Consider the following 13,464-nt stretch of genomic DNA (forward strand, 5'->3'; position numbering starts at 1 on the left):
ACACCTCACGCCGCGTCCGCTTGCGCTTGCCGTTGTACTCCGCATCGCCGAAGGTCAGTTGCATCGTCGTTGTCCGTTGCGTCTGTGTGATTGTCGCAGGATCAAGGGGAGTTGTTCAGAGTTTCCCAAGCTCGACAAGGAAGATATCAACAAGTCTTGCCTCGCCCGCGGGGAAGACCAGATTGAGGTCAGCGTTGAGTTTGCCGAACTCCCGGCCGAGATCGTGATCGACTCCACAAACCGGACGACCTTGGCGAGCGAGTACCTAACTACCGCGCAAGGCACTTTGCATGTCATCAAGCGATTCGCTCCATCAGGAAAAGAGCGTGTCTTTATCCGCGCCAGTCATCCCACTACTGACGGCTGCTGCGATCTACACCAGAAGAAGATCACCGAACTGCGCAAGGCTGTGGATGAGAAGGGCTTCTCTTGCTCAGACAAGACCCGGAGCGCAGAGCTTCGAAAGGCGATCTGGGCTGGTCACTCCGACCTCGCACTTAGCGAACGCGAAATTGAAATCGCCAAGGAGGATACGAAGACCATCTGGGATCAGCTGAAAGCGAATATGCCACTGTTTACGTTGTTCCAGTCCGACCGAAAGAATGCTGAGTCGGACGATGAAGTGCAGGATCCAATGCGCGTAGCAGTTCGCGAAATACTCGGCGATCCGGCAATTCGCGAGAGCCTCCGGGAAGTTGCAGATAAGGTTCGTGCGCGGTTAGAGGATGTTGCGGGTCGAACTCTAGAGAAGCTACGTGAATTGAACCCCCACCTAGCTGCTTCACTGGAACCGCAAATACCGGACTCGGACGCGCTCAAGTGGCCGGACGTCTTCAAAAGCGTTGGAATATCAGGGGATCAAGGCATACCCATCAACAAGCGGGGCAGCGGGGTCAAGCGACTTGTACTGATCAGTTTCTTCCGCGCTGAAGCTGAGCGACGACTGGCTGAATCAGGAAACCGGCACGTAGTTTACGCGATCGAAGAGCCGGAAACCTCGCAGCATCCCGAACATCAGCGCGGCCTAACGGCCGCTCTCAAGGCGCTCTCGACTGCACAAGCTACCCAGGTTCTCATGACAACGCACAGCCCAGAGATCGTCAAACACCTGAGCTTCGAGTGTCTCAGGCTTGTTTCCAGCGGGACGCAGGAGCGCGTATCCCGCGTTCTGCCCAACGAATTGCCATACCCGAGTCTCAATGAGGTCAGCTTCTCGGCATTCGGCGAACCGACCTCCGAGTACCACGACGAGCTTTACGCACATATTGAATCATCTGGCGACCTCGACGCATTCCGGGCTACTAGACCTCACGTCAACTATGTTCGCCTGTTGAAAAGTGGTTCAACACGAACGGAGCAAATCAGTAACACCGATTTCATTCGTCACCAAATTCATCACCCCGAGAATCCGCACAACCAGCGTTTCTCCCCCGCCGACCTCTATGACTCCATTGCAGCCATGCGCGCCTTCATCAAGGCGCAGCGGAGTGAGGTCATCACCTAACAATTCGTCTAAAGCCGACACCGCTTCGCAGCGTGGCTTAACTCAAGTGTTAGACCGCGCCGCGAAGCGGCGTCGGCTTGGACGAGTTGTTAGCCTCACGTCTTGGCCCGCCAATAGATGCCTTTTAAATCGGACACTTCAAGGCAACCCCACATCGCATGCTTTTCGATCGTTCCTTCGGCGAGCCATTGGTCAATGCGTAGCCGTTGTCCGTCATGCGAGCGCTCAAATCGCGAAAAATTTCTGGGACAGCCGGCTTTATGAGGCTGGACATCACACTCAGGCAGCCTATTCGCCGCGCTTGCCGACGCGATACAGCAGCCAGCCGACCAGGGCCAGAATCGCCAGGCCGAACCACTGGTTGAGCTGCAGCGCGGCCGGCAACGCCAGTACATCAGCGCGGCTGGACAGCACGATCGGCACCGCAATGGCGATGCCCATTAATGCCTCGCCGGTGATCAGGCCAGCGGCAAACAGCACGCCGGGACGATGCACGCGGTCGCGGCCGTCTTCGTCGTCGGCACGGATGTTGTGGAAGCGCTCCACCAGATGCGCGATCAGGCCACCAATGAAGATCGGCACCATCAGTTCCAGCGGCAGATAGATGCCGATGGCCGCGGCCAGCACCGGCACGCGGAAGCGCTTGCCGGTGGCCTTCAACCATTCGTCCAGTGCGATGATCGCCGCGCCCACGCCGGCACCGATCGCGATCATGCTCCACGGCAGCTGCCCGCCGAACAGACCCTTGGCCACCGAAGCCATCAACGTCGCCTGCGGCGCACCCAGCGCGTTGGGATGCTGTGGCGTTGCCGGGCCAATGCCGTAGGCCTGGGCCAGCAGATTCAGCACCGGCGCCATGATCAAGGCGCACGAGAACGCACCAATGCCCAGCATCAGCTGCTGCTTCCACGGTGTGGCACCGACCAGATAACCGGCCTTGAGATCCTGCAGATTGTCGCCACCCACCGCCGCCGCGCAGCACACCACCGCGCCGATCATGATGGCTGCCACTGCGCCCAACGGCGCCGCACCGATGCCCACCGGCACCAGGCCGCTCTTGCCGAGCAGCAACACCAGCACCGCCGAGGCGAACAGGATGGTGGAGATGGTGATGCCTGAGACAGGATTGTTGGACGAACCGATCAAGCCGGCCAGATAGCCCGACACCGACACGAACAGAAAGCCGGCCACGATCATGATGATGGTCATCGGGATCGACACGTGCCACTGTTGCACGATGGCTTGATACAGGCCCAGCAGCGGGAGCGTGCACAGCACCAGCGCCACCAGCATCCACTTCATCGGCAGATCGCGCTCGGTCTCGGCGACCACGCCGCCGCCACTCTTGCGCGCGGCGGCAAAGCCGCTCTTGACGCCGGAAAACAGCGATTTCCGCAGCGAGAACAAGGTCCACACGCCCCCGATCAACATCGCACCGACACCGAGGTAGCGAATTTTCGCGCCCCAGATGCCGAACGCCGCGTCGGCAGCCGGCGCGCCGACCAGGCTCTGCGCCAGGGCCGGGTCACTGCCCATGAAGAACTGCTGGTACAGCGGGATGGCGATGTGCCAGGACAGGATCGAACCGGACAGCACCACGATGCCCACGTTCAAACCGACGATGTAGCCCACGCCCAGCAGCGCCGGCGACAGGTTGGTGCCGATGTAACCCACCAGACGGCTGCTGCCCACGTAGGTGGCCTGCGCCCAGGTGTCCGGAATCACGCGCAAACCGCTGGCCGCAGCCAGCTTGACCAGTGCACCGATAGCGCCGGAGGCGGCCAGGATCTTCAGACCCGGGCCGGGATTTTCGCCGGCCTTGAGCACTTCGGCCGCCGCCTTGCCTTCGGGGAACGGCAGCGGGTCTTCAACGATCATCGAGCGCCGCAACGGCACCGAAAACAGCACGCCCAACAGGCCGCCCATGCCGGCGATGCCGAGCACCCACCAGTACCTGAAGTCCGGCCAGTAGCCCATGATCACCAGCGCGGGGATGGTAAAGATCACCCCGGCCGCGATCGACGAGCCGGCCGAAGCACCGGTCTGGACGATGTTGTTTTCCAGAATGGTGCCGCCGCCGAGCAGGCGCAGCACGCCCATCGACACCACCGCCGCCGGAATGGCGGTGGCAATGGTCAGGCCCGCGAACAGGCCGAGGTAGGCGTTGGCGGCTGAAAGCACCACCGCCAGCACGATGGCCAGCACAACGGCGCGAAAAGTGAGCTGGCGCGGCTGCGCGTCGTGGCGCATTGGGCATTCCCCTGTAGGCAAAAAATCCCTACAACGCTAGCGCCTGTGCCGATACGAGTCCAGCTGCGGCGCGGCGTAACAGTGTGCTGGGTCTGGCGTGTGGCACCAAGGACGTCGGCAGCCATGTCCACCGCGACGCGGTGCAGACACTGGCAGGCGGTGTCAGCTGCGGATCGATACGCCCGTGGCGCTACCGATTCGCATTGGGCACCGGCCAGACCGCAGCGGTCATCATTCTGCAGGGCAGCACATTGATGAGCCCCCCTGCCCTGCCACGGCAGATGCGGACTGCGCTGATCGACGAGCGTCCGCATCGCCTTCCATAACGCACTACGGCCGCGTGCAAAGAGATTCGATACATGATTCGTCCGCTGACAACCTTATTGCTGGCCGGCATGCTGCTGTCGCAACCCGCAGCCGGTGCACCCGGCAGAGAGCCCGCTGAAGACACCGCACAATGCCCTGCGCTGGAAGCGGTGCACTACGAAGACGGGCGTTATCGCGCACATGTCCGGCTCGACATGGCCTCCGGAAGCGGCGTGTGGTCCAGCACGCTGCAACCTGACGCTGGCGATCCACGGCATCTGTCATCGGTGCTCTACTACGGCACCCTTGCCGCGACGGCGCCCGCCCGGGGGGTGCTGGTCAATTGCAGCTACACACTGCGTCGCGGGCGGGAAGTGGATCTGGCCTATTTCGATCATGAAACGCCCGGGACGCAACGCAACTTGATCGTCATCCCGAAGGACCCATCCCGCTGGCAACCCGATCAACCGCCAATCCCGGGACAGGATCAGTTCTATGCCTGTACCCGCAGCGAGAACGCACGAAGCGTTGACGACTGCGCGTTCAAACCGCTACGCCTGGAGTGACGCAGCGGCAGTGACTGCCTAGTGCAGCAGCTCGGCAAACGCGCGGTCGGCCTCGATCACTTCCGGTAGCGCGGCGAACAAAGCGTCCAGATCCACGCTATCCATCAGCGGGGCGCGTACCGCTTCCAACGCCGCCGGGTGGCGCCGCCATGCGCATGCAGCGCATCGGAGACTTCTACCGCCTGGGCGACCAGCAACGGCATGCGCGCACCGTCCGGGGCCGCTGCGGGCCGGACCTGATAGGCGATGGCTTCGTGGATGACCGCCGGCAACTGCCAGCGACGCACCAGGGTACCCACCCACCAGCGAAATCATCAACGGCACAGCGAAGCAAGGGCGCGGCCGCAATGTCGCTCCCTGCAGAGGCAGGCAAGCTGCCCATGAGCTTGTTCGTACCGACCAAGCGGTGAAGATTCACCATTCTCATTCGGCCCGGATGAAACGGCATGCTCATGCAGCCACCTGCCGCTCCCGACCAAAGGACCTGCCATGTATCGCCGCACCGCCTTCTGCCTTGCCTTGCTCTCTGCCCTTTCCATCCCTGCGCTCGCCGCGCCACCCGCTGAGATGGATGCAGCGCCGGTAACCGCCGCACCGCAACCGGCGCAACTCGGTGCTGCGAGCCTGCAGTCAGCAGATCTGCGTGGTGGCCTCATGTCCACACAGGTGGCACACCTGGCTGCACCCACCGACAAGGAATTGAACCTGCTGCATGAGCGCCGCATTGCACAGCTCAAACATGGGCAACCTTTGCAGATCGGCTTTTCGCGTGCGGTCCCGCAGCCGCGGGTGAACCTGGCCGCGCTGGACTGGCAGCACGCAGGCAATGGCACACGTGTGGCCACCTTGACGCTCAGCTCTGCAAAGGCAGCCTCGCTGCGTGCGGCATTGGTGTTGCGTGGCGCCGGTGCAACACCCGGCACGCCCTCCCAGGTGGTGTTGCGCTTTGCCGGCAACGACGGGCATGTCTTCGAGCGCTCCGGCGCCGATTTCGTCACCGCCGCCAATGCCATCGGTTGGTCGCCGGTTGTCGAAGGAGAAGACCTGCTGATCGAGATCACGCTGCCGGCAGGCCAGTATCCGGAGAACTTCAGCCTCAGCATCCCGCAGTTATCGCATCTGGATATCAGCCCCGCTGCCAACACGCAGGACTTCATGGCCAGCGCCAGCGACAACACCAGCTCCTGCGAAAGCGATATCGTCTGCCGCGCCCACCCCACCCGCGCCTTTCTCCATGCATCGAGCGCAGTCGCGCGCATGGTGATCACCGACAGCAATGGGTCGTTCTCGTGCACCGGCACCTTGCTCAATAACGCCAACTCGCCCAAACGTCACCTGTTCTGGACTGCCTCGCATTGCGTCAGCACACAGAGCGTTGCCAACACCCTGCAGACCTATTGGTTCTATGACGCAGCACGTTGCAACAGCACCACCGTCAGCACACAGGCAACCACGCTCAGCGGCGGCGCGGTGTTGCGCTATACCAACTCGACCCGCGACATCTCGCTGCTGGAGCTGAGGAGCCCGCCACCACCGGGGGCGTTCTATGCAGGCTGGAGTAGCGCCACCATTAGAGCTACCGGCACCCCGATCATCGGCATCCACCATCCGAACAATGCGCTCAAAAAATACTCGCTTGGCACCGTGACCGCGCTCAAGACCTCCTACGAGGACAAGAGCCCGCTGTATCAGGTGCACTGGCACGAAGGCGTTACCGAAGACGGCTCCTCCGGTTCGGGATTGTTCACCGTGGCAAGGAACGGCGGATACCAGCTGCGTGGCGGTTTGTTCGATGGCACCTCGTCCTGCTCGGCGCGGCGCGATCCCGATTACTACTCGCGCTTCTCAGACGTGTATCCCAGAATTTCCAGATACTTCGGCAAGTAGCTCGTCGATTGGCGTCGCAGGCGACGCATCGCCTGCCACGTGGTGCCGGCAGCCGCTCGCGTGACTGCGCGCGAGCAACAGACTTTCAGCCACCGGCCAGGTGCCGAACAGGCCTAGTGCAGCAACTCGGCAAACGCGCGGTCAGCCTCGATCACCTCCGGTAGCGCAGCGAACAAAGCGTCCAGATCCACGCCATCCATCAGCGGGCAGCGTACCGCTTCCAACGCCTCCGGGGTGGCGCCGCCATGCGCATGCAGCGCATCGGAAACCTCTACCGCCTGGGCGACCAGCAACGGCATGCGCGCACCGTCCGGGGCCGCTGCGGGCCGGACCTGATAGGCGATGGCTTCGTGGATGACCGCCGGCAACTGCCAGCGACGCACCAGCTCTGCACCGACTTCCGGGTAGCCGAAGCCCAGTTGCAGGGTTTCTTCGGCCGCATGAGCGGCGGACGAGGTGTCGTGATTGATGCGGCTGGCGTATTCGGGCGCGCCGGACTGGATCAAGAGCTCACCGATGTTGTGCATCATCCCGCAGGTAAAGGCGGTCTCCGGGTCCAGCCCGTGCTGGCGCGCCAACAGGCGGCAGATGCCGGCGACCTCGAAACTGTGCCGCCAGAACGCCTTGAGGTCGAAGCCCGGGCCAGCACGAAACGCGCCGGTCATCGCCGAGGCCAGCACCAGCGTGCGCAGGGTATTGAAGCCCAACCGCATGGCCGCGTCTTCCACGCTGGTGGAATCGCGCAGGCCATGGAAGCGCGCCGAATTGGCCAGCCGCAGCACTTTGGCGGCAATCACCGGATCGCGCTCGATGCTGTGGGCCAGCGTATCGATATCGGTCTGCGGATCGTCGAATTGACGGATCAGGTCCTGCGCCACCTTGGGCACGGTGGGCAAGGTGTGCAACTGGTCGAACAACGCCTCCAACTTCATGATCGCCTCGTGGGGTGAAAGACAAGCCAGCGCGGCCGCGCGGACCTGCATGGTGTAGCACAGAGCGGTTTGCTGCCAGTGACTGGTAGCTGGATGTATTCACTCACGCTTGTGGCTGCGTTGCACAGGAAGTTGCTTCGCCAATCGGCCTGAAATGATCGGCGCGGCAAGCGAGCTCGACAATTTACGGGCACACGACCGCATCGATTGCGTCAGTCGGCCTTGGCACCACGCAGCGATTTGGACAGATTGGCGGCCCCCGCCTATTGGCGATCGGGATCGAACGTCCTGAGCCCGGGTGCCAGATCGCGGCAGTCGTCAACGCGGCTGTGAGCGACGCGCTACTGGAAGTCGAACGTCTGGCATCGATCAGCCTAGCCGTACTCGTCCAAACATTGGAGGAACGGCGCGACCCCGTCAGCGTCTGACCAAATCGGCATCCTTCCCAATGGCAATGGTGAAGCGGGAAAACTTCCGCAGGCCCATTAATGGGCTTGCGGCTGCATAAGCTCTATCGTGATATGGTCGGGGCCTGAAACGTAGGCCACCAGCGTTCCCTTCCTTGGCCCACCCGCGATCGGCAGTGGACTCCCTTTCGCCTTCCATCCTGCTGCCTCGACGCGGGCAATAGCGGCATGAATATCGTTTACGGTCAGAGCTAGGTGGGCCGCACCAATCGCCCCCGCGCTGTTCGGCACCGCCCCGTTCTGGCGCCCTTTTGAATATTGTAATAGTTCGATCACATAACCGTCTGGTGCCCTGACGATTGCCGTTTTTACAGTGGGATCATCGACACCAGTCACCTGATACAGGAAATCGCCCCCCATCTCCGACTGCCGCTCAAGCGTAAAGCCGAGTGCTCCTGTCCAGAACCGAACAGCTTCGTCCAATGACGATACCGCGAAGCCTGTGTGGTCCACGGCGATTATTCTTGCGTCGTTGTTCATTGCTTGACTCTCACTAGACCCTGCTTGAGGTGTCGGAGCTTGCGCCCTAGCTGCAACCGACGCCAGCAACATGACGAATATGATCTTCATGGTGACGCTCTACCGCGAAGGCCTCTTCCCGAAAAAACGGTTGTCAGGAAGGTCGGAGCGTTTCCAAAAAGCCAGCAGTTGGGTATAGAACGCAGATAGAACCTGCCGCAATCGAAGGCCCGAAAAGCATCAATGGAAATCGCGCGAAGGCAGCTGCATTTCGCCGAGCAGGTCGCTGAGGTCGTGCAGGTCGCCGGCGATGAGGTGCTCCACGCCGTCCACGCGTTCCCAGCGGCCGCGCACGGCGAGCAGGCGCGATTCCAGCAGTGCGCGGCGGCGGCGTAGCGCAAGATGCGACCAGACGATGACGTTGATCATGCCATGCTCGTCTTCCAGGGTGACGAAGATGGTGCCCTTGGCGGTGGCTGGGCGTTGGCGCTGGGTGACCAGGCCGGCGACATGCACACCACTGCCGTGGCTGCGGCCCTGCAATTCGCGCAGACCCAGGATGCGCCGCTGGCGCATCTGCGGACGCAGCAGCGCCATGGGATGTTGGCGCAAGCTCAGACCGACCGAGCGGTAATCGGCAAGGATTTCTTCGCCAGCGCGCGGCGCTTCAAACGCCACCGGGCGTTCTTCCGGGCTGCCGGGCAACAACGGGCGACGTGCCTCCACGCCGGCCATTGCCCAGCGCGCGGCGTTGCGGTTACCCACCATGCCTTGCAAGGCACCGGCTTCGGCCAGTGCCAGGCGCGCTCTTTCGTCGAGTGCGGCGCGCAGGCAGAGATCGCCGATATCGGCGAAGGCGCGTTGCCGGCGTGCAGCGACGATGCGCTGCGCCACCACTTCCGACAATCCGGCAACCTGCCGTATTCCCAACCGGATCGCCGGTTGTTCGCCGGGGTCGTCGTCGCTGCGCCACGGCCGGCCGCCGACCAGGGTGTTGTCCCAGTCGCTGTGCAACACATCGACCGGCAGCACTTCCACACGTTCGCGCTCGGGGCTGCCGCGGCGTGCGTCCTGCACAATCTGGCTGGCCGAATAAAAACCCATCGGCTGCGCGTTGAGCAGCCCACAGGCGAATGCGGCGGGCTCGTGGCGTTTGAGCCAGCAACTGGCATAAACGAGTTTGGCGAACGAGGCGGCGTGGCTTTGCGGAAACCCGTAGGAGCCGAAACCCTTGATCTGCTCGAAGATCTGGTCGATGAAGGTGGAGGCGTAGCCTTTGCCCTGCATGCGTTCGCGCACGCGTGCACGGTGCTGCTCCATGTCGCCGCCGCGCCGCCAGGCAGCCATCGAGCGACGCAAATTGTCAGCCTCGCTTTCGGTGTAATCGGCGGCATGCATCAGCAGCTCCATCACCTGCTCCTGAAACAACGGCACACCCAACGTTGGTTTGAGGATGTCTTCCACTTCCGGCGACGGGTAGTTCACGTCTTCGCGACCCTGCCGCCTGCGCAGATACGGGTGCACCATGTCGCCCTGGATGGGGCCTGGCCGCACGATCGCCACTTCGATGACCAAGTCGTAGAACTCTGCAGGTTTGAGCCGCGGCAGCATCGCCATCTGCGCACGCGATTCGATCTGGAAGACACCGACGGTGTCTGCGCGCTGGATCATCTTGTAGGTTGGGAGATCGTCACCCGGCAACGTGGCGATGCTGTAGTCGCGCCCGCGGTGGCCGCGCACCAGGTCCAGTGTTTTGCGGATGCAGGTGAGCATGCCCAGCGCCAGGCAATCGACCTTGAGCAGCTTCATGGTTTCCAGATCGTCCTTGTCCCACTGGATGATGGTGCGGTCCGCCATCGCGGCGTTTTCCACCGGCACCAGCAGCGACAACGGCTCGTCGGAGATGACAAAGCCGCCGACATGCTGCGACAGATGCCGCGGGTGATCGCGCAAATGCTCTGTCACGGCCAAAATCTTGTTGATCAACGGGTTGGCCAGATCGAACCCGGCTTCTTCGATACGCTGTTCCATCGGCGTTTCGCCATTGCCCCAGCCGTAGCAATTGGCCAGCAACGCAATCTGGTCCGGCGGCAAACCGAAGGCCTTGGCCACGTCGCGCACCGCACTCTTGCCGCGATAGCAGATCACCGTCGCCGCCAGCGCCGCACGTTCGCGCCCGTACTTGTTGTAGACGTATTGCAGCACTTCCTCGCGGCGTTCGTGCTCGAAATCTACGTCGATGTCCGGCGGCTCGTCGCGTTTTTCGGACAAAAACCGCGCCATCAATAGACGCGTCTCGTCGGGATTGACTGCGGTGATATCCAGCGCATAACACACCGCAGAATTGGCCGATGAGCCACGGCCCTGGCAGAGGATGTTCTGCTCGCGCGCGAAGCGCACCACATCCTGGACTGTAAGAAAAAACGCCTCGTACTTCTTGAGCGCGATCAGCGCCAGCTCTTTTTCGATATCCTCGCGGACCTTTGCCGAGATGCCGCAAGGCCAGCGCTTGCGAATGCCGGCTTCGGTGAGCTGACGTAGATAACTGGTTGGTGTATGTCCTTCCGGCACCAGCTCTTTGGGATAGGTGTAGCTGATCTTGAAAAGATCGAAGGTGCAGCGCTGTGCCAACTCCACCGCGGCCTGCAACAACGCATCCGGATAGATATTGCCCAATGCACGCCGGGTACGCAGATGGCGCTCACCATTGCGAAACAGATGCGCGCCGCAGTCGGCCAGCGGCAGGGTGTGGCGGATAGCAGTCAAGGTGTCTTGCACGATGCGTTCGCGGCGCTGTGCCATATGCACATCGCCGCTGGCCAATGCGGTCATGCCCAGTTGCTGCGCCAGCACTTGCAGCACCTGCAGGCGCGCGGCATCGTCCTGTTCGCGATGCAGTTCCACTGCCAGAAACGCGCGCTCGCCCAATACCTGGTGCAACCAGGCGCCCTGCTCTGCCTGCGGCTGCGCGCCGGGCAACCACAGCGCAAATACGCCCGGCGCCACATCGCGAAACTGCGCTTCCACTTCGGCACGCCCTAACCGGTAGGCGCCCTTGCTTGCCGCGCGACGTGCGGTGGTGATCAGCGCGCACAACTGCGGGTAACCGTGCGCGTTTTCCACCAACAGCACGAAGCGGGTGCCATCGACCAGGGTGAACTCGCTGCCGACAATCAAGCGCACGCCGGTGACACGCGATGCTTCCAGGCCACGCACAATGCCGGCGAGCGAGCATTCGTCGGTAATGGCCAAGGCGCTGTAACCGCAATGCTGCGCGCGCGCGAACAACTGCTCGGCACTGGAGGCGCCACGCAGGAACGAGAAATCCGACAGGCAATGCAGCTCGGCATATGCAGGCATCCCATCGGCAACTTGCGCGTGGGTGATGTCGTCGTTGGCCGCGAGCAAACGCGCAGCCACATTCCAGGCGCGCGGCATGCGCCCGCCAGGGGTGTCGCGGTCTACGCCATCGATGGCGTCATCCCAACTCATGGATGGCTACCTTCAACAGCGCGCTGCGCCATATGGTTTTTACAGTGCGCAGCAGATCGCATCGTTGCCGATGATGCTGCGTTTTGCCTGGAGCCCTGACATTGGCCACGCACGCTCCAGTGGCAACCACCACCCACACAGCACTTGCTTCGATACCGCGCGAACATGCGGCGATCACGCAAACCACCCATGCAGCATCCAGCCATCTACCCGGCCAGGTGCGGCGAAGGCCCAGCCGCGCCGGCCGCGCGCAGTCTCCACCACGTAGTAATCGCGACGCGCTTCGTCGTCGTCCCACCAACCACTTTCCAGCCGTTCCGGGCCCGACACAATGCGCAGGTGTGGATCGTGTAGAGGTACCGGCTGCGGCAGCAGCCAGGTAGGGCGCGGCGGACGTGGCGGCGCAGCGGCTTCGCGCACGGCATCGCCGATGGCGCGACGCCACGCGCGCTCCGGGCGCGGGTCGTCGGCCGGCAGGACGCGATACACCGCATCGTCGCCAAGCCGCGCGCGCAGGCGCTCGCGCAGTTGTGGCCATTCCACCGATTGTTGCGCGCGTTGATCGAACAGGTCGCACATGGCCGGCACGAACGGTGGCAGTTGCCGTGCCAGCAGGCGCATCGCTACCACCGGCCGCGGGATCTCCACCCGCTCCAGCCGGTTGCGGGCCAGCTCGAAGAGCAACGTGGGCGCGCGTTCCGGCGTCAGCAGGCCGATCTCCACATCGGTAGCCCCTTCTTCATGCTCCAGACGCAGTAAAAACCGCTGCACCCCGCCATCGCGAATGGACAGATACGTGCACAGGTCACCGATCAGGCGACGCAACGGAAACAGCAGCGCTGGATGCGTTTCCACTTCGTACCCCAGCTCCACGCGGTGGTCGAAATGGTCTGGCGGCGCGTAGCACTCCAGCGGGTCGTCGACCTGGCCGTAGAGGCGATCCAGATGATCGAGCAGGCCCGCACCGAAGCGCCGGCGTATCCCATCGCGCGGCAAGGCGCGCACCGCCGCCAGCGTGCGCACGCCCATGTGCTGCAGACGCTCGCCGGCATCGTCGGGCAATGCGGCGCGGCGTACCGGCACTTTGTCGAGCGTGCTGTGCAGGGCCGGTAACTGCGTCACCACCATGCCGTCGCGCAGGCCGGCCAGCACGCGCGCCGCACGCGGCGTGGGCGCCAGCGCAAGCCGGTGCTGGAAACCCAAGGCCTGCAGCTCATCGCGCAGGCGGCGCTCGAAGCGTGGCCATGGGCCGAACAGGCGAAAGCTGGCGCCAGCTTCCAGCACGATGGCGTGCGACCACTGCTGGCTCACCAGCGAACTATGCCGATACGCCCAAGCCGCAAGAAACCGCTGCGTGCGCGCTTCGTTGTGCGCGTCGTAATCGATGGTGCGCACTTGGGTCATCAAGGCATGCGCTGCCGACAGCCGCATGCCGGCCTTCAGCCCGGCCGCACCAGCCGCGGCATTGACCGAATGCAGGCTGCGCAACTGCGCCGGGCCTTCCACCAGCACCAGCGGCGCCTGCGGCTCTTCCAGACGCCGAAGGACAGCGTCCAGTGCCAGCTGCGGCAGCACTATGCAAGCCCACAACATGCGCGCGC

8 protein-coding genes and 1 pseudogene are annotated in these 13,464 nt (G+C 63.0%); 3 read left to right on the top strand and 6 right to left on the bottom strand.

Annotated elements, in window-relative coordinates; genetic code table 11:
• Positions 1-76 precede the first annotated feature (76 nt).
• Complete coding sequence (locus NX05_RS07460; RefSeq protein ID WP_253956516.1) at positions 77-1,504, top strand: ATP-binding protein; 1,428 nt, start codon at positions 77-79, stop codon at positions 1,502-1,504.
• A 288-nt stretch (positions 1,505-1,792) separates the two neighbouring features.
• On the opposite strand, the gene NX05_RS07465 is transcribed toward NX05_RS07460, so the two are convergent.
• Positions 1,793-3,754 carry an OPT family oligopeptide transporter gene (locus NX05_RS07465; RefSeq protein WP_039430804.1) on the bottom strand — a complete coding sequence of 654 codons (1,962 nt, stop codon included), beginning with the start codon at positions 3,752-3,754 and terminating at the stop codon, positions 1,793-1,795.
• Positions 3,755-4,149: 395 nt separating this feature from the next.
• Here NX05_RS07465 and NX05_RS07475 point away from each other — a divergent pair, with 395 nt between their 5' ends.
• Positions 4,150-4,626 (top strand): DUF3757 domain-containing protein, encoded by a 477-nt coding sequence (locus tag NX05_RS07475; RefSeq protein ID WP_249027773.1) that lies wholly within the window; start codon positions 4,150-4,152, stop codon positions 4,624-4,626.
• 18 nt (positions 4,627-4,644) lie between these two features.
• Here NX05_RS07475 and NX05_RS07480 read toward each other — a convergent pair.
• Positions 4,645-4,916, bottom strand: a pseudogene (locus tag NX05_RS07480) (HDOD domain-containing protein); the annotation flags it as partial.
• Positions 4,917-5,115: 199 nt separating this feature from the next.
• On the opposite strand from NX05_RS07480, the gene NX05_RS07485 reads away from it, so the two are divergent.
• A complete protein-coding gene (locus tag NX05_RS07485; protein WP_039435020.1) occupies positions 5,116-6,513 on the top strand; it encodes a trypsin-like serine peptidase in 1,398 nt (465 codons plus the stop codon).
• A 113-nt stretch (positions 6,514-6,626) separates the two neighbouring features.
• Here NX05_RS07485 and NX05_RS07490 read toward each other — a convergent pair whose 3' ends face one another.
• The 4 genes from NX05_RS07490 to NX05_RS07505 all read right to left on the bottom strand — a co-directional run bounded on the left by NX05_RS07490 (position 6,627) and on the right by NX05_RS07505 (position 13,456).
• Complete coding sequence (locus tag NX05_RS07490; protein ID WP_053012843.1) at positions 6,627-7,445, bottom strand: HDOD domain-containing protein; 819 nt, start codon at positions 7,443-7,445, stop codon at positions 6,627-6,629.
• 485 nt (positions 7,446-7,930) lie between these two features.
• A complete protein-coding gene (locus NX05_RS07495) occupies positions 7,931-8,392 on the bottom strand; it encodes a VOC family protein (protein ID WP_230597788.1) in 462 nt (153 codons plus the stop codon).
• 219 nt (positions 8,393-8,611) lie between these two features.
• Positions 8,612-11,863: an error-prone DNA polymerase gene (locus NX05_RS07500; protein WP_039430809.1), complete on the bottom strand. Its 3,252-nt coding sequence runs from the start codon at positions 11,861-11,863 to the stop codon at positions 8,612-8,614.
• Between the two features lie 174 nt (positions 11,864-12,037).
• A complete protein-coding gene (locus NX05_RS07505) occupies positions 12,038-13,456 on the bottom strand; it encodes a Y-family DNA polymerase (RefSeq protein WP_039430811.1) in 1,419 nt (472 codons plus the stop codon).
• Positions 13,457-13,464: the final 8 nt, after the last annotated feature.

Source organism: Xanthomonas vasicola, assembly GCF_000772705.2.
Classification (GTDB): Bacteria; Pseudomonadota; Gammaproteobacteria; order Xanthomonadales; family Xanthomonadaceae; genus Xanthomonas; species Xanthomonas vasicola.